Source organism: Aggregatibacter kilianii (genome assembly GCF_003129965.1).
GTDB lineage: Bacteria > Pseudomonadota > Gammaproteobacteria > Enterobacterales > Pasteurellaceae > Aggregatibacter > Aggregatibacter kilianii_A.
The window spans coordinates 40,924-58,519 of record NZ_NRCJ01000003.1 but is presented as its reverse complement, the minus strand read 5'-3'; the positions used below and the strand labels follow the sequence as shown (position 1 = coordinate 58,519).

Below are 17,596 nucleotides of genomic sequence, written 5' to 3'. Positions count from 1 at the left end.
TAAATTATGATTACTTCGTAACCACCCCAATAAACTCAAAAATTTTGAATTTTTATTCAGAATTACCTTTATAATGACCGTCACTTGCAGTTGTTGGAGCCGATTATTACATAGATAATCCAAGTAAGCGGCATATTCTACTACTAAACATAAGGATAAAAAATAGTAAATTTTGCTACGCCGCTCACATTTTTGGATATAAATCAAAAATAACAAAAAATAGATAATTCTAGCTATTTTGATGAAGATCAAATTATAAATTTTAATAACATTTTTGCAACATAAAGCAATCGCAAAGCCAACTGATATGATTCAGTTCTCAAAATTGAGATTAAAAACTAGACATATCCCATAAATTCTGTTACTTTTCAGGGCAATTTTATTGTTCTTACCCAATTCGATGACACAGGTCTCTCAGATGACAAAAAAAATAGCCGGAATTCTGACCGCACTTTGTATGGCGGTCGCAGTCACCAGCGTGGCAAATGCTGCTGAAAATGATAAAAAAGTTGCAGAAAAAACTGCGGTAGAAATGCCAAAACAATGTAAAGATTTATTTAGCGAAACAGAAAATTTAATTGCTGAAGCAGAAAGACAACCCGGCACACATACGCAGGTTAATAAAATCCGCAGCAAGTTAAATCAAAGTAAAAAGCAAATTCTGGAAATGGAATTAGCAACACAAATCAAAAGTTGCGATGTCGCGTTAGCAAAGCTCAATAGCATGAAACAACAGCAACAATAATGAGTTATTTTATGACAAAAAGGCTTATTGGATTCCAATAAGCCTTTTTGTTTAATCCTCTCGGGAAATTTTCTCAATGCCGAAATGACGATAAGTAGTTGAGGTCGCAATTCGCCCTCTTGGCGTCCGCTGTAAGAAGCCCTGCTGAATTAAATACGGCTCCAACACATCTTCAATAGTGTCCTTCTCTTCGCCAATAGCTGCCGCCAAGTTATCTAATCCCACCGGGCCACCGTCAAAACGTTCAATCACCGCCGTAAGCAATTTTCTGTCCAAATAGTCAAATCCGGCATTATCAATATCCAACATAGATAACGCCGCTTTCGCGATCGCTTCCGTAATCACACCGTTATTGCGCACATCGGCATAATCACGTACACGGCGCAATAGTCGATTGGCGATACGCGGTGTACCACGGGAACGGCGGGCAATTTCATAGGCAGCCGCATCATCAATATTGAGCTGTAAACAGACCGCACTTCTTGACACGATAGAGGTTAAATCCGGCACAGAATAAAACTCCAAGCGTTGCACGATACCGAAACGATCCCGCAACGGAGAAGTTAACGAGCCGGCACGGGTGGTTGCGCCGATAAGCGTAAAAGGGGGCAAGTCCAATTTAATGGAACGCGCCGCAGGCCCTTCGCCGATCATAATATCCAGCTGATAATCTTCCATTGCCGGATAAAGCACTTCTTCAATTGCCGGTGAAAGGCGATGAATTTCGTCAATAAACAGCACATCATGCGGCTCAAGATTGGTTAACATTGCTGCCAAATCGCCCGCTTTTTCCAATACCGGACCGGATGTGGTACGAATATTCACGCCCATTTCATTGGCGACAATGTTCGCTAAAGTGGTTTTGCCCAATCCCGGCGGACCAAAAATCAACAAATGATCCAAGGCGTCCTGACGCAATTTTGCCGCTTTAATGAAAATCTCCATTTGTTCGCACACCTGCGGTTGTCCCACATAATCCGCCAACAGTTTCGGGCGAATGGCACGATCAATGAAATCTTCGTCGGTTTTTGCCGTAGCACTGATAATTCTATCTGCTTCAATCATCTTGGTTATCTCGAATTACAGCGCCGCTTTCAAGGCTTCACGAATAAGTTGTTCGCTGGAAAGTTCAGGTTTAGACACTTTTTTCACCATTTTTTCCGCATCCAACGGCTTGTATCCTAAGGCAATCAATGCGGCAACCGCTTCATTAGAAGGCTCAACCGTCGTCATGCTTTCCACATTAAAACTCGGCAAATGATCCGCCTGCATAAAGAAATCGTTATTTTTGACTTCTTTAAATTTACCTTTTAGTTCAACCAATAAGCGTTCGGCGGTTTTTTTACCGATACCGGGAATTTTCACCAATCGAGAAAGTTCTTCACGTTCAATGGCATAAGCAAATTCATCCACCGACATGGCAGACAAAATCGCTAACGCCAATTTGGGTCCGACACCATTGGTTTTAATCAATTCACGAAATAAAGTGCGGTCGGTTTTTTGGGTAAATCCAAACAACAAATGCGCATCTTCGCGCACCACCAAATGTGTAAACAAGGCTGTTTGTTTGCCCACTTCCGGCAGATTGTAAAAGCTTGTCATCGGTAGCAACAACTCATAGCCGACACCTTGTACATCCAGCAAAATTTCCGGCGGCTGTTTTTCCATTAAAATACCGGTGAGATGACCAATCATAAGAATCCTAGTGATGAATAAAAAATTGTGCGTAGCATAAAATAAAACTGGATAAACATCCAGTTAAATTTTTAAACGGAAGCGACCTCGGCTGTATCGGGTACGCAAAAGTGCGGTCATTTTTTCCTGCGTTTTATGCTGACCGACAGCATCTGCAACATGGAAAGAATGTTGAATAGAATGGGCATGAGTAATGGCGATTGCCAAGGCGTCCGCCGCATCCGCTTGCGGTTTATCGGAAAGTTTCAGAATGCGGGTGACCATTTCCTGCACTTGAATTTTATCTGCCGAACCGATCCCCACAACGGTTTGTTTAATCAGGCGCGCCGCATATTCAAATACCGGCAAATTATGATTCACCGCCGCAACAATCGCCGTACCGCGTGCTTGCCCAAGCTTTAATGCAGAATCGGCATTTTTTGCCATAAACACCTGTTCGATAGCAAACATATCCGGCTGAAATTGCGTAATAATTTCTGTTACACCTGCATAAATTCGTTTTAAACGAGTCGGCAAATCTTCCACTTGAGTGCGAATTGCGCCGCTACCAAGATATTCCAACTGCCGCCCGTGCTGTCGAATCACGCCGTAGCCTGTCACGCGAGAACCGGGGTCAATACCTAAAATAATACTCATGAATTGCTCATAAACAAACGGGTAGAAATCCTCTACCCGTTTTGCCTTATTTTAAAAATTATTTATTGGCTCTTGCTGTGGCTTTTGCATTAACTTTACAGTTTTTAGCCAAAATTCTGTCCACTTTTTTACCGCGTTGAGTCAACATAACACCTTCAGTTTCAGTGGCGGTATTCAATGAGAATCCATTGTCAACGCTCCAAATATATTTATCGGAAACGAATGAAGGGAAATCTTTATCAACATTGCTCAATGGTAGTGATTCCGCAATTACTTTCTTGCGCATCACCACTTTGGCTTCTGTTGGCTCTTGGTTTTCAAATTGGTAGGTCACGGTCACTGCTCGCTTGTTACAGGAATAAACCACCGTTTTCTCGGATTTCACCGGCGGTGGTGGTTCTTTCTTGGAAGCAGAACATGCGGACAATACCGCAATGATTGCAACAGCAGATAATGTTTTTACTAATTTCATACATGCTCCTTATAGCATTGCTGCGATTTCATCACTAATTTCACCGTTATGATATACGTTTTGCACATCATCACAGTCTTCTAACATATCAATTAAACGAAGTAGTTTCGGCGCGGTTTCCGCGTCTAAATCTACTGTGGTGGACGGAATCATGGTCACTTCGGCATTTTCAATTTTAAAGCCGGCGGCTTCAATAGCATCGCGCACAGCACCCAAATCTTCCCATGCGGTATAAATTTCAAAGGAACCGTCTTCCTGCGGTTGAACATCATCGGCACCGCCTTCGATCGCCGCTTCCATCAGCGCATCCTCATCCGCTTGGTTCACTAAAATCAGACCTTTTTTGCTGAATAAATAACCGACAGAACCTTCCGTACCTAAGTTACCGCCACATTTGGTAAAGCTCGGACGCACTTGGGAAATAGTACGGTTAGCGTTATCGCTTAAACATTCCACCATCACCGCCGTACCGCCCGGTCCATAACCTTCATACACGCGGGTTTCCATATTGGTGTCGTCACCACCGCCCACACCGCGTTCGATAGCTCGATTAATGGTGTCACGCGTCATATTATTGCTTAATGCTTTATCTACCGCCGCACGCAAACGCGGGTTGGAGGCTACATCGCCACCGCCGATTTTGGCAGCAGTCACCAATTCACGAATTAATTTAGTAAAGATTTTACCGCGCTGGGCATCTTGTGCCGCCTTACGGTGTTTAATATTTGCCCATTTACTATGGCCTGCCATTTTGTTTTCCTTCTAATTTTCAAAATTTAATAAATATTTTCTAATCGCTTCCGCATTATTTGGCGACTTCGTCATTTGCGCGGCTTGTTCCGCAGAAACCCATTGAAACGCCAGATGTTCCGTTAATTTTGGGGTAAATTCCTGCTCTACGGCGAATAAAAACCAATGCTCCCGACAATGGGTAATATTTGGTGCGTATTTATAACGGAAATGCGGAAAAATTTCAAATTCTATACTTTCATGACAATCAAAAAGTGCGGTTGTTTTTACAGATATTTTTAAACCGACTTCTTCCCACACTTCACGAATTGCAGTTTGGCGCGGCGTTTCGTTTTCCTCAAGTGAACCGGTTACCGATTGCCAAAAATTAGGGTCATCACGACGTTGCAACATTAAAATCCTGCCGCTATTTTGCGCATAAATCACAACCAAAACCGATTCATTATTTTTATATTTCAAGGGGGGCATTCGCGTTGTTGGAAATGAAAGGCATAATACCTTGTTTATTAAAAACTTTCAAAAAAATTACCGCACTTTACGGGAATAAAGTGCGGTAATTTTCTACGATGTTTTTTAACTTAACCAGCCAGCTTGTTGCACAATAAATAATGCGGCAAATGCGGTTAAGTAGAATAAGCCGATCAAGGACAACCACAATAATCCGCCTTTCACGCTGTGTTTGGCTTTCATGGTTAAGGATAAATTTAACCAGGCAAAAACCGGCGCGGAAACAAAGGAGGCAATCATGGCGAATTTGAGCATCGGACCAACGGCATTATTAAAGTAGAAAATAATCGCCAAACCGGATAACGCCGCCAATACCATCGCGATGTTTAAGGTTCTCACCGAGCTTTCGTGTTTGCCGAGCAATAAACGCAAGGATTCCACATTGGTGCGGGAATAGCCGTCGATAACGGTAATGGTGGTACCGAACATACACATAAACGCGATAACCGCAATTAATAAACGTGCCCAATCACCGATGGTGCTGGCATACATATTAATCAGTTGCGCGATATATTTAACACCTGCGATTTCCACGGTTTCAGGCGAACCGAATTGCACCAATGCGCCCAATGCCAAAAATACGACCGCCAAAATTGCCGTGCCAATATAACCCACATTGAAGTCAAACAAACCATCCTGATAAGACACCTTCGTCAAGCGGCGTTTCGCTACCACCCACATAGAGTTAATCGCAGAGATTTCAATCGGTGCCGGCATCCAGCCCATTAACGCCACCAAGAACGCCAAATTGGCAAGTTCCCACGGTGAAGGTGCAACAAAGTCCGCCGGTGCCACGCCTTGCATACCGTTCCGCATAAAAGCAATTACCACTGCGCTCACCGTTGTTACCGTTAAGGCAATCATGATGATCTTGGATAGGCTGTCTAAAAGACGGTATTTGCCTAATAATAAAATGGCTGTTGTGACAACAATCACTAATGAACTTAACACCGGCATTGGCAACGGGATTGGAATAACAAATGTTAAAATCGCCGCCGTTAATAAACCAACCGCTGCAGTATTAATCACGGTGGCAAAAATGTTTAAAATCAGGAATAACCATAAATAGAATTTGCCTTTTTGGCGATAGCCTTCCAACAAAGTATTGCCGGTATCCAAGGTATATTGCACGCCGAAGCGGAAGAAAGGATATTTGAATAAATTGGCAAGAATCACAATGCTCACTAACTCCCAGCCGTAAATTGCACCGGCTTGTGTAGAGGCGATAATGTGCGAACCGCCGACGGCAGCGGACGCCATCACAATTCCGGGGCCTAAGGCGGCGAATTTAGTCGCCCATGTGGACTTCTCTACTGGATTTGAAACTTCACTCATAGCATTTTCTCTTATAAATTGACCATAAAAACAGAAAAAGAAGCCATTTATAATAGAATTTAACAATTGAGTAAAGAAAATAAAATTCCGCGCTATGCCAAATAACAGTGTAAAAATCTGATTATTTCCTCATTTCAGCATATCACTTCAACATAAAACACAATAACAAGCAATAACACCAAAAAAGCAATTTATTTCAGTGAATAAAATTTTTCTAATAAAAAGAAAGTGCGGTTAAAAACACCTACGTTTTTAACCGCACTTTTCCTCAAATAGCAAACGATTAACCGACTTTCTTTGCAAAAAATTGATTGGCGGAGGAATGGTATAAACACACAATATTAACAATGGAAAGGGCAATGCCAAGCAAGGTAATTTCTATATCATTGAACACGGAATAGCCCAAAACATTGAGAAAAATGCACCAAGCCATAAACACGTTTCTTGCGCCACGCCGCCCGCGCAAAATCATATTGTTTAAATACACCACTAAAATCAAATTAAGGTAAGGCATAAGAAGCAACACATAAAAATCCCCAAAGTCCATCGACGACGTACCCACAGCTAAAATCACCAATGTCATACCTAAAGCAATCAGATAGTTAATGGCAATGTTAGTCCAACAAATGATAGGAATGGATAACGGTCTTTTCATGTGATTGGTCTTATTTTTTACGGCTTGTTGATAAAAAAACGATTTTGCAACACAGGCAACAGAAAACAAATTTCCCGACAAATGTGTGCATAGTAACATTTATCGGTAAATTTGTTTATCTTTAAATCACTCGTCCGCTTTGCTTGTTTTAACCACTTGAATACTTAATTCCGCCAACGCTTGCGGATTCGCAAAACTTGGCGCTTCCGTCATCAAGCACGCTGCCGCCGTAGTTTTCGGGAAGGCGATCACATCGCGGATGTTTTCCGTGCCGGTTAAGAGCATGGTTAAACGGTCTAAACCGAAAGCAAGACCTGCGTGTGGTGGTGTACCGAATTTTAAGGCATCCAACAAGAAGCCGAATTTTTCGCGTTGTTGTTCTTCGTCAATGCCAAGAATACGGAACACGGTTTGTTGCATTTTCGGATCGAAAATACGTACAGAACCGCCGCCCACTTCGTAGCCGTTGATGACCATATCGTAAGCATTGGCAACCGCACTTGTCGGATCCGCTTCTAATTGTTCCGGGCTGAAATCTTTTGGTGAAGTGAATGGGTGGTGCATTGCTGCCAAGTTGCCTTCGTCATCACGCTCGAACATTGGGAAATCGATGACCCAAAGCGGTTGCCATTCGTCTAAACGGGTTAAACCTAAATCACGGCCCAGTTTCAAACGCAATGCGCCCATGGCATCGGTGGCGGTTTGCCATTTGTCCGCGCCGAAGAATAAAATATCGCCGGTTTGTGCGCCTACGCGTTCAAATAAGGCTTTTAACACCTCTTCATTTAAGAATTTCGCGATTGGGCTTTGCACGCCTTCAAGACCTGCGTTGACATCGTTCACTTTTAACCACGCCAAGCCTTTCGCGCCGTAAATACCCACGAATTGCGTGTATTCATCAATATGTTTACGGCTAATTTCATTGCCGTTCGGCACACGAATCACGGTGACGCGACCATTTGGATCATTCGCAGGTCCGCTAAATACTTTGAAATCCACGTCTTTCACGATGTCTGCTACATCCACCATTTCTAACGGGTTACGTAAATCCGGCTTGTCGGAACCAAAACGGCGCATTGCTTCTTGCCAAGTCATCACTGGGAACTTGCCTAAATCCACGCCGATGATTTCTTGCCACAAACCGTGCACCATACGTTCCATAATTTCACGCACTTCAGGCGCGGTTAAGAAAGAGGTTTCCACATCGATTTGAGTGAATTCAGGCTGACGGTCTGCACGTAAATCTTCATCGCGGAAACATTTCACGATTTGATAATAACGGTCAAAACCTGACATCATAAGAAGCTGTTTGAAAAGCTGCGGCGATTGTGGCAACGCATAGAATTTGCCTTTATGCACACGGCTCGGCACCAAATAGTCACGCGCGCCTTCCGGGGTCGCTTTGGTGAGCATTGGGGTTTCGATATCCAAGAAACCGTTGTCGTCCATAAAACGACGCACAAAGCTGGTGATTTTCGCGCGGGTTTTCAAACGTTGCGCCATTTCTGGGCGACGTAAATCCAAATAACGGTATTTTAAGCGCTGTTCTTCGGTGTTGTTTTGGTTGAAGTCGAGTGGTAACACATCAGAAGCGTTGTAAATGTTAAGTGCTTTTGCCAACACCTCCACTTCGCCGGTCGCCATATTTTTGTTGATTTGATTTTCCGGGCGGGCAATCACTTCACCTTTGATTTGAATACAAAATTCGTTACGCAAGCCTGCCGCGGCGGTTAAGGCGTCTTGGAATTTAGGATCGAAACACACTTGCACGATACCGTCACGATCGCGCATATCAATAAAAATCAACCCACCTAAATCACGGCGACGGTGTACCCAACCGCTTAATATCACTTCTTGTCCGATGTTGCTACGGTTCAACGCACCGCAATAATGTGAACGCATCATTTTTATATTCCTTTTTTCTAATTCAGAGATAAATTAACCGCCTGATTATACGGAAATTGCCGGGGCTTTTGAATTGGAAAGCGAAATTTATTTGCGCTGTGAAAAACTTTCTCTAAAATGACCGCACTTTTTTGCACAGTTTATAAAAACCATGAACAAAGACACCATTTTCTCCGCGCCCATTGAAAAATTGGGCGATTTTACCTTTGACGAAAGCGTTGCCGAAGTGTTTCCCGACATGATCCAACGCTCCGTCCCCGGTTATTCCAACATCATCACGGCTATCGGCATGCTTGCCGAACGCTTTGTGACCGCAGATAGCAATGTGTACGATCTCGGTTGTTCCCGTGGTGCGGCGACCCTCTCCGCCCGTCGTCACATTCGTCAGACTAATGTGAAGATCATCGGTGTGGATAATTCTCAGCCGATGGTGGAACGTTGTCGTCAGCATATTGCCGCCTATCACAGCGACATTCCCGTAGAGATTTTATGTGATGACATCCGTCAAATTGACATCCAAAACGCTTCCATGGTCATCCTCAATTTCACCTTACAGTTTCTGCCGCCACAAGATCGCATGGCATTATTAGAAAAGATTTATCAGGGTTTGAAACCAAACGGCATATTGGTGCTTTCGGAAAAATTCCGTTTTGAAGACGGGAAAATTGACGAACTGCTAATCGATTTACATCATCAATTTAAACGTGCAAACGGCTACAGTGAGTTAGAAGTGAGTCAAAAGCGCACCGCATTGGAAAATGTGATGCGCACGGACAGCATCGAAACGCATAAAGTGCGGTTAAAAAACGTGGGATTTTCTCATGTGGAACTGTGGTTCCAGTGCTTTAATTTCGGTTCAATGATCGCCATTAAATAAACCTGTATCTTAAAACATAAAAAAGTGCGGTGGATTTAAAAAACGTTTTTAAAAACCACCGCACTTTTTTCCTCAATACCCTTTCTACAACGGTTTCAAATCCTTATCCAGCAAACGGGCGAGCAATAAGATGCCGTCTTTAAAACGGTATTCGGCATATTCCGCCTGCGCATAATGCTGTCCCTTGCCTTCTGCGAAGAAATATTCCTGACTTGGTAATGTTGGAAACCAACCCACGTTATTTATCGGCAAATACACGTCCGGCACGCAATCAAAAAAATCTGTCGGAATGCGGCTTTCCACGCGACATAAGGTGGCAACGCCCTGTTCGTCCTGATGAATTAAGGCATAAAGCCGTTTCGGGCGTTGTTTTGGCTCGGGCACCTCATCAATGAGGTTTTCCGAATGGTTGGCAGATTCGTTTAGTTGCGCACGGATGTCCGTCAAAATGGCATAGTTGAGGGACATATAATCCCCTTGCATAATGGAACGCGGGTCAACAGGCGCGATTTTCAATACTACCGGCTTACCTGTCGCCAACACATTTTCAAACTGCCAAACTTTGTAATTCAACGGTAGCAAAATCACCAGCACCGTGCACAAAGCGATGAGCGGCTTGACTTTAGAAACGCCGGACAAAACGACCGCACTTTGGGGCTGCGGTTTATGATTTCGGTGCAAATAAATCGCGACGGCGGAGAATAATAAGGCAAAAAATAGGAGCAATAACGCCTTATAAAGCAACGGGATAAATAATAGATAATAGTAAAGTCCCAAGTTACACACCAAGGCAAACACGGCAATGAAAAACAAGGCGCGACTTTCCGTGAAGTATGCCAGTAATAATAAGGTGACGAAAAATAAGGCGGAAGGCTGACCGACGAAAATGAAGGTAAAGGTTGCCAATACCGCTGCCACAGCCGGTTTTTCATGGGATGCTAAGGTGAAAAAACGACTGATGACAAAATAGCTGATTAACGGGGCGAGGCAAACCAACAAGGAAACCCACCAGCCGAATTTGAAACCGGCACGGGAATAAAAACCGGCGGTGATCATATTGAAAAATTCGCCAAAGGTGTCAATTTCCGGCAAGGAATTAATGGTTTCTGTCACATTAAACACGAACGGCGACAAAAAATTATCCGCAGAAAATGCCCAACCGCCAATGCTGAATAATAAAAACGCCCAAGCGAAAGGGGTAATTTGTTCTGTGATCTTGCTGTTTTCGGCGTAGATTTTTTGCACAAAAAATGCCATCACACAGCACAGCATGGTGACAAAATACAAAGGTGCATAACTGTGTTCAATGCGATTGGCATGGTTAAGATGCACCATGGCACAATCGGTAAAATAAATGTGCCACATCATCAACACCGTCACAATGGTGAGCGTTCTCAGCCAAACTTCTTTGCGTAAAAAATAAAGTACCGCAACGATGGCAGTAAAGCATAATGGCGCGTCACAGGTTAATTCCCCTTCGCCGTAGGTATCAAAAGTATCGGCAAGGAAATAGCCGGCAAGCAGGTTGTATCCCATCAGGAAAAAGATCCCGATGATAATGGACATATGTGTTTCAGCGTGAGGATTACCGAAATTCAGCCCCAAGGCGATAAATAATACGATGACACTGAGAATCAACAAGCCGGTTTTCGGTTCGGACACGTTTAAGGTTAAGAAAAGCCAAATTAAGGCGGTTACGATGCCGATAAAAATGGCAAAAATCAATAAAATCGACAACGCCCAAGAAATATTTTTACGCTGTGGGTAATGTTGTTTATACCAGCTATGCAACAACATAATGGCAAAAATCGTAATGATAAACGTCAGCAAACCGGCTAACACGGCAAAATCGCCGGAGTTCACGTTAGAAAACAGGAAAACGACAAACGCAATAATGGAACACGTGGTTGCCGTGATCAAATTCACGAAATCAAATCGATATTTTTTATACACATAAATAAATATCGCCGACGGAATCGCCACCTGCAAAAACAACGTAAAAAAATACACGGCAGGATGGGTATCAAGGGGCAAATTATCCGTGATGATATCGACGCCAAACAGAAGGCTTAACACGAAAAAAGTGAGAATCTTCGGCAAAATACGCCAATTCTGATCGTGTAATTGACGAATAAAAATTTCACTTAACAATAAGAAAACAAAATTCAAAAGGAAAGCATGATTAATCACATCATACTCAGACCAAGTGTCGTAGTACAAATACGAGGTTAGATTCGTGGTAGCGATAAATAATAAAGCGGAAGCGATATTCGGCAGCAAAAAAAGCAACGGAAGCTGGCACAACGACCAAATGGCAAACAACTGCCACGCATTAGCGCCCGTTTGATAGGTCTGCCCCACTAAAGCGAACACCGCACCGATAAGCACGGCGGTAAGAAAGAAAAAGGTGGCAGAAAGCAGTTTTAATTTTTCCTTTTCCAATTTTCGGCTTTCACGCAAAAAGAAATGGCATCCCAATAAAACGGAAAGGATTAACACCAGCTGCAAGCCGTAAATTTTGGCTAAATCGGAAAGGTAATCTAAATTGGCGGCAATCAATGTCACCACACCACTGGCTAAAAACCCTGCGCTTAATAATAAAAATAACAAATTCAAATAGCGCGGCCAGGATAAATTAAACAAAGAAGTTTGGTTCATGGTTTTGCTTTCCTTGGAATTTATAATTATGAATAAAAAATTGGTGCTATTCTGCCAACTTTGGCGAAAAAATGAAAGGGAAAGTGCGGTTGATTTTTATCGTGAATTTCAACCGCACTTTCGGTAGGTTATACCCAAAAAATCGATTTGTGGCATTCGCGTTATGACATACGCTCTTAAAAAACTCAACATCACATCAGACCAGCTTATTGGGGAACTTTTTCGTATAAAAATAAACATGATTTCCCATTCAATAACAGCAGGTTAACAAAATCATTTAAAATCAATAACAATTATCATTTGCAAACCTTACTTAAATAGGCTAAATTGCCCCGCGATTAATTTCAAACTTCATTAACCTTTACAGGAGCATTTATGCGTAAACATTTTGCCTTGCTTCCTCTGGCAATGTTAGTTGCCACTGCCGTTCAAGCTGAGGAATTAGATGTCATTAATGTGGTGTCCGAAAATACCGGCGCCAAAAGCAAAACCAATGTGATTACTACCGAATCGGTAAATCGCAGTACCGAAACCGAATTAAAAGGCTTATTAAAAGATGAGCCGGCGATTAACTTCGGTGGAGGTCGCGGAACCTCACAATGGTTTACCATTCGTGGCATGGGACAAGATCAGGTGGACGTTAAAGTGGATGATACCTACACCGACGCACAGTTGTTCCACCATCAAGGACGTTTTATGTTTGATCCGACGTTGTTTAAGAAAGTCAGCGTACAAAAAGGGACAGGTTCAGCCAGTGCGGGCATTGGTGCAACCAGCGGTGCTATCGTCGCGGAAACCGTCAGTGCAAAAGACTTGTTGAAAGACGGTCAGGATATCGGATTCAAAGTCAATGCAGGGGTCAGCTCCAATAGCGGTTGGAGCAAAGGCGCAACCGTATATTCCCGCGCCGGCGCAATGGACGCATTAATTTCCGGTAACTGGGTAAAAGAACGTGATTACAAAGACGGCAATGGTTACAAAGTAAAAAATAGCGCGTTAAGTCAACGTGGTTTATTAGCCAAAGTCGGCGTTGATATTACCGAAGATCAACGCGTTGAATTAAGTCACCGCCAAGAACGCCACTACGGTGTTCGTGCATTACGTGAAGAATTTGACTTTGCACAAGCCGGCAATGATGCAAATAACGCTCCGCGCTATCGTGTCACCACCAATGACACCAGCAAAATTGAATGGACAGGAAAAAACATGGGCTTTATCAGTGTGGCAAAAGCCAATGTTTGGCGTAGCGTGATTAGCCGTGAAGAACCAAGTGAACGCTCCCGCTCCCGTTTAATCGCCAATGGCGCAAACCTCAATTTAGATTCTCAAATTGGCGAATCCCACTTAATCAAATACGGTGTCAATTACCGCGATCAAGAAGGTAAACCGAATTCTCTTACCGTACAAAACGGCGTGCAAATGAAAACCCAGAAAAAACGTGATGTGGGCGTTTATGCCGAAGGTATCTGGGGCTTAGGCGCATTCACCTTAACCACCGGTTTACGTTATGATCACTTCTCCTTCCGTGCAATGGACGGTTCAAAATCCGACAAAGGCAACCTAAACCCAAGTGTCGGTTTAATCTATGAAGTCACCAATGATTTAAGCTTAAATACCAGCTTAAACTACGCCACCCGTAGCCCGCGTTTCTTTGAAGTCATGCTTGCATCCGGAACGACTCGAGGAAGCACTGCGGTGTATTCCATTGCAAACAACATTAAACCGGAAAGATCACGCAACGCAGAAGTCGGTTTCAACTATAAATTAGCCGATAGTCTTTCCTTAAATGGTAGCTATTTCTGGCAAACCGTTCAGGACACGCACGCCTTCACGCGAATCAGACCGGGTTATTATGAAATCCAAAATGCGGGTAAATTGAGAAACCACGGATATGAGTTGGGCGCGGCATATAAATACGAAGGCTTAACTTTGCGTGCCGGTGTAGCTTACAGCAAACCGGAATTAGACGGCAGAACCGTGGACAGCACCGTAACCGCCATTCCAATCGGTCGTACTTGGACAACCGGCGTGTCTTATCACTTTGAACAACCTGATGTAGAAATCGGTTGGAAAGGACGTTTCGTACAACACACCAGCTATAACAGCGCTACCAATAGCCGTGGCGGCGGTGGCGAGTCAGTGACTAAACGTCCGGGCTACGGCGTGAACGATTTCTATGTTACTTGGAAACCGGTTGAAAACGTCAACATTAACTTAGCGTTAAATAATGCGTTCAATAAATACTATCGTAGCCACAGCCAACGTGCAGGCATTTCAACCTTGCCTGAGCCGGGTCGCGATGTTCGCTTAAGCGTGAATTACACGTTCTAAGCCATAAAAGTGCGGTGGATTTTCACCGCGTTTTTATCACTCGAATAGAAGGATTAAGTTGAAAGGCTTAATCCTTTTTATTTTCCCAAAGCAAACGCCGTTATTCTGTGGCATAATTGGCGCGATTTTATTCATTTGAAGGAGAATATCATGCGAATTTTACACACTATGTTGCGCGTCGGCGATTTACAACGTTCCATTCGGTTTTATCAAGAGGTGCTTGGCATGCGTTTATTGCGCACCAGTGAAAATCCCGAATATAAATATTCTCTGGCATTTTTAGGTTATGACGATGAAGACAAAGCCTCGGTGTTGGAACTCACTTACAACTGGGGCGTAGACAAATACGATTTGGGCAATGCTTACGGGCACATCGCCATCGGCACTGACGACATTTACGCCACCTGTGAAGCGGTACGCCAAGCCGGCGGCAATATCACCCGCGAACCCGGCCCGGTAAAAGGCGGCAAAACGGTGATTGCTTTCGTGGAAGATCCGGACGGTTACAAAATCGAATTTATCGAAAATAAAAATGCACAAGCGGGCTTAGGCAATTAAAGTCGGCATAAAAGTGCGGTAGAAATTTCAAACGTTTTTCAACGTGGATTATGAGCGATAATCCACGTTTTATTTTTAGGATGAGATATGTCTGAAACCCAAGAACCTATCAATTACAACTTACTAAAACACCGATTTCGCGGCTATTTGCCAGTGGTGATCGACGTGGAAACCGCAGGTCTCAATGCCAAAACCGATGCGCTATTGGAGCTGGCGGCAATTACGCTAAAAATGGATGAAAACGGAAATTTAATGCCGGATCAGAAATGCCATTTCCACATTCAGCCTTTTGAAGGCGCCAATATTGATCCCGAATCCATCAAATTTAACGGCATCGACATCGACAACCCGTTGCGTGGTGCGGTGAGCGAAAATATCGCTATCAGCGAAATGTTTAAAATGGTTCGCAAAGCACAAAAAGACGCCGATTGCCAACGTTCCATCATCGTGGCTCACAATGCGGCGTTCGATCAGGGGTTTCTCATGGCGGCGGCACAACGTATGAATGCCAAACGCAATCCGTTCCATCCGTTCTCTACCTTTGATACGGCAACCTTGAGCGGTTTTATGTTCGGGCAAACGGTGCTGGTGAAAGCCTGCCAAGCGGCAAAAATCCCCTTTGACAGCCAACAGGCGCATTCGGCGTTATACGACACGGAACGCACGGCGGAACTGTTTTGTTATATGGTGAATCATTTGAAGCGGCTGGGCGGGTTTCCCCATGTTATGACGGAAGATTAAAAAACATCAGAAAAACCAACCGCACCGCACTTTTAAATTTTTTTGAAAAAATGCTTGCGGTAAAAAATTTTTTCCAGTAGTTTAAAAAGCAATTCACACAGGAGAGCCAAAATGAACGTTATTCGCAACCATTATCACCATCATGTAACTGAATAATCTTTCAGGTATGTGGTGTGCTTGGAAGATCACTTCCGGGCAAGGTGCGAAGAATTCACGGTTTATCACAACCCCTCGGAAGTCCGCTTTCGAGGGGTTTTCTTTTTAGCCCGGATTGTGCCAAATCAAAAAGATCGTGATTTCATTCGACAAATTTTATTTTTCTAGTAAATTGTCAACAACTTAACTTACAAGGATAAACACATGTTAACCAACCCTGTTGTCATTTCGATCGTCGTTTTGCTGGCGCTCAGTTTGCTACGCATTAACGTGGTCATCGCATTGGTCGTTTCCGCCTTAACCGCCGGTTTAGTCGGCGATTTAGGCTTAACCAAAACCATCGAAGCCTTTACCGGCGGGCTTGGTGGCGGTGCCGAAGTTGCCATGAACTACGCCATGCTCGGTGCTTTTGCTATCGCCATTTCCAAATCCGGCATTACGGATTTAATCGCTTACAAAATCATCACCCGCATGAATAAAGTGCCCACCGCAAACAGCCTCGCCATGTTCAAATATGCCATGCTCGGCATCTTAACGCTGTTCGCCATTTCATCCCAAAACCTATTGCCGGTGCACATTGCCTTTATTCCAATCGTTATTCCGCCGATGCTCGCCATTTTCAACAAACTGAAAATTGACCGCCGTGCCGTCGCTTGTGTACTGACGTTCGGTTTAACCGCGACTTATATGTTATTGCCGGTAGGCTTCGGGAAAATCTTTATTGAAAGCATTCTGGTAAAAAATATCAACACCGTGGGCGGTCCGTTGGGCTTACAAACGACTGTGGGCGAAGTGTCATTGGCGATGACCATTCCCGTTATCGGCATGATTTTGGGCTTATTAACCGCCGTGTTTATCACTTACCGCAAACCACGCGAATATGTGGTGATGACCGCCGAGCCGACTGCTCAGGATATTGAACAACACGTCGCCGACATTAAACCGAAACAAATCTTAGCCAGTTTAATCGCCATTGTCGCCACCTTCACCGTGCAATTAGTCACCAGTTCCACCATTATCGGCGGTTTGGTCGGTTTAGTTATCTTCGCCGCTTTCGGTATTTTCAAACTCAAAGAAAGTAACGACATTTTCCAACAAGGCTTGCGTTTAATGGCAATGATCGGCTTTGTGATGATTGCCGCTTCCGGCTTCGCCAATGTGATTAACACCACGAGCGGCGTAAAAGAATTAGTAGATGTGTTAAGCACCGGCTTAGTTCAAAGCAAAGGCGTCGCCGCCTTCTTAATGTTATTCGTCGGCTTGCTGATCACCATGGGAATCGGTTCCTCCTTCTCTACCGTGCCGATCATCACCTCCATTTATGTACCGCTGTGTTTATCTTTCGGCTTCTCCCCGCTTGCCACCGTGTCCATCGTGGGCGTTGCAGCCGCGTTGGGTGATGCGGGTTCACCGGCATCCGACTCCACACTCGGACCGACTTCCGGCTTGAATATGGACGGTAAACACGACCACATTTGGGATTCCGTGGTGCCGACCTTTATTCACTACAATATTCCGTTGTTAGTCTTCGGCTGGATTGCCGCCATGTATCTATAAGCCTAAAAGTGCGGTCAA

The 17,596-nt window shown here is 43.9% G+C and carries 16 protein-coding genes and 1 other annotated feature; of the genes, 6 read left to right on the top strand and 10 right to left on the bottom strand.

From position 1 onward, the window contains the following. Window positions 1–418: 418 nt before the first annotated feature. Complete coding sequence (locus tag DK430_RS02840; RefSeq protein ID WP_109077609.1) at window positions 419–745, top strand: DUF5339 domain-containing protein; 327 nt, start codon at window positions 419–421, stop codon at window positions 743–745. A gap of 51 nt (window positions 746–796) precedes the next feature. Here the strand turns inward: DK430_RS02840 and ruvB are convergent, their stop codons facing one another. From ruvB to aspS, 9 genes are all read right to left on the bottom strand, one after another. Further along, window positions 797–1,810, bottom strand: a complete 1,014-nt coding sequence (gene ruvB, locus DK430_RS02835) for a Holliday junction branch migration DNA helicase RuvB (protein ID WP_109077608.1) — start codon at window positions 1,808–1,810, stop codon at window positions 797–799. 15 nt (window positions 1,811–1,825) lie between these two features. Next, window positions 1,826–2,440, bottom strand: coding sequence for a Holliday junction branch migration protein RuvA (gene ruvA, locus DK430_RS02830; RefSeq protein ID WP_109077607.1), 615 nt, complete (start codon window positions 2,438–2,440; stop codon window positions 1,826–1,828). A 63-nt stretch (window positions 2,441–2,503) separates the two neighbouring features. Continuing rightward, window positions 2,504–3,076 (bottom strand): crossover junction endodeoxyribonuclease RuvC, encoded by a 573-nt coding sequence (ruvC, locus tag DK430_RS02825; protein WP_109077606.1) that lies wholly within the window; start codon window positions 3,074–3,076, stop codon window positions 2,504–2,506. A 58-nt stretch (window positions 3,077–3,134) separates the two neighbouring features. Then, window positions 3,135–3,548 carry an ACP-like domain-containing protein gene (locus DK430_RS02820; RefSeq protein ID WP_109077605.1) on the bottom strand — a complete coding sequence of 138 codons (414 nt, stop codon included), beginning with the start codon at window positions 3,546–3,548 and terminating at the stop codon, window positions 3,135–3,137. A 9-nt stretch (window positions 3,549–3,557) separates the two neighbouring features. After that, entirely contained in the window at window positions 3,558–4,298 is a 741-nt protein-coding gene (locus tag DK430_RS02815) for a YebC/PmpR family DNA-binding transcriptional regulator (protein WP_109077604.1), read from the bottom strand. Window positions 4,299–4,310: 12 nt separating this feature from the next. Then, window positions 4,311–4,766 (bottom strand): dihydroneopterin triphosphate diphosphatase, encoded by a 456-nt coding sequence (gene nudB, locus DK430_RS02810; protein ID WP_109077603.1) that lies wholly within the window; start codon window positions 4,764–4,766, stop codon window positions 4,311–4,313. Between the two features lie 105 nt (window positions 4,767–4,871). Further along, window positions 4,872–6,140, bottom strand: a complete 1,269-nt coding sequence (locus DK430_RS02805) for an NRAMP family divalent metal transporter (protein ID WP_109077602.1) — start codon at window positions 6,138–6,140, stop codon at window positions 4,872–4,874. A 283-nt stretch (window positions 6,141–6,423) separates the two neighbouring features. Continuing rightward, window positions 6,424–6,795, bottom strand: a complete 372-nt coding sequence (locus DK430_RS13325) for a hypothetical protein (protein ID WP_239496779.1) — start codon at window positions 6,793–6,795, stop codon at window positions 6,424–6,426. Between the two features lie 126 nt (window positions 6,796–6,921). Then, window positions 6,922–8,700, bottom strand: coding sequence for an aspartate--tRNA ligase (gene aspS, locus DK430_RS02795; protein WP_109077601.1), 1,779 nt, complete (start codon window positions 8,698–8,700; stop codon window positions 6,922–6,924). A gap of 151 nt (window positions 8,701–8,851) precedes the next feature. Between aspS and cmoA the strand changes: the two genes are divergently transcribed. Continuing rightward, window positions 8,852–9,577, top strand: a complete 726-nt coding sequence (gene cmoA, locus DK430_RS02790) for a carboxy-S-adenosyl-L-methionine synthase CmoA (protein WP_109077600.1) — start codon at window positions 8,852–8,854, stop codon at window positions 9,575–9,577. 84 nt (window positions 9,578–9,661) lie between these two features. On the opposite strand, the gene DK430_RS02785 is transcribed toward cmoA, so the two are convergent. After that, on the bottom strand, window positions 9,662–12,235 hold the full coding sequence (locus DK430_RS02785) for a GDYXXLXY domain-containing protein (protein WP_109077599.1): 2,574 nt from the start codon (window positions 12,233–12,235) through the stop codon (window positions 9,662–9,664). Between the two features lie 375 nt (window positions 12,236–12,610). Between DK430_RS02785 and DK430_RS02780 the strand changes: the two genes are divergently transcribed. The 4 genes from DK430_RS02780 (at window position 12,611) to DK430_RS02765 (ending at window position 17,578) form a co-directional block, all read left to right on the top strand. Next, window positions 12,611–14,566, top strand: coding sequence for a TonB-dependent receptor domain-containing protein (locus DK430_RS02780; protein ID WP_109077598.1), 1,956 nt, complete (start codon window positions 12,611–12,613; stop codon window positions 14,564–14,566). Between the two features lie 150 nt (window positions 14,567–14,716). Next, window positions 14,717–15,124, top strand: a complete 408-nt coding sequence (gloA, locus tag DK430_RS02775; RefSeq protein WP_109077597.1) for a lactoylglutathione lyase — start codon at window positions 14,717–14,719, stop codon at window positions 15,122–15,124. An 87-nt stretch (window positions 15,125–15,211) separates the two neighbouring features. After that, window positions 15,212–15,865: a ribonuclease T gene (gene rnt / locus DK430_RS02770; RefSeq protein WP_109077596.1), complete on the top strand. Its 654-nt coding sequence runs from the start codon at window positions 15,212–15,214 to the stop codon at window positions 15,863–15,865. A 131-nt stretch (window positions 15,866–15,996) separates the two neighbouring features. After that, window positions 15,997–16,126, top strand: a sequence feature (His leader region). 99 nt (window positions 16,127–16,225) lie between these two features. Further along, entirely contained in the window at window positions 16,226–17,578 is a 1,353-nt protein-coding gene (locus DK430_RS02765; RefSeq protein WP_109077595.1) for a Na+/H+ antiporter family protein, read from the top strand. Window positions 17,579–17,596: the final 18 nt, after the last annotated feature.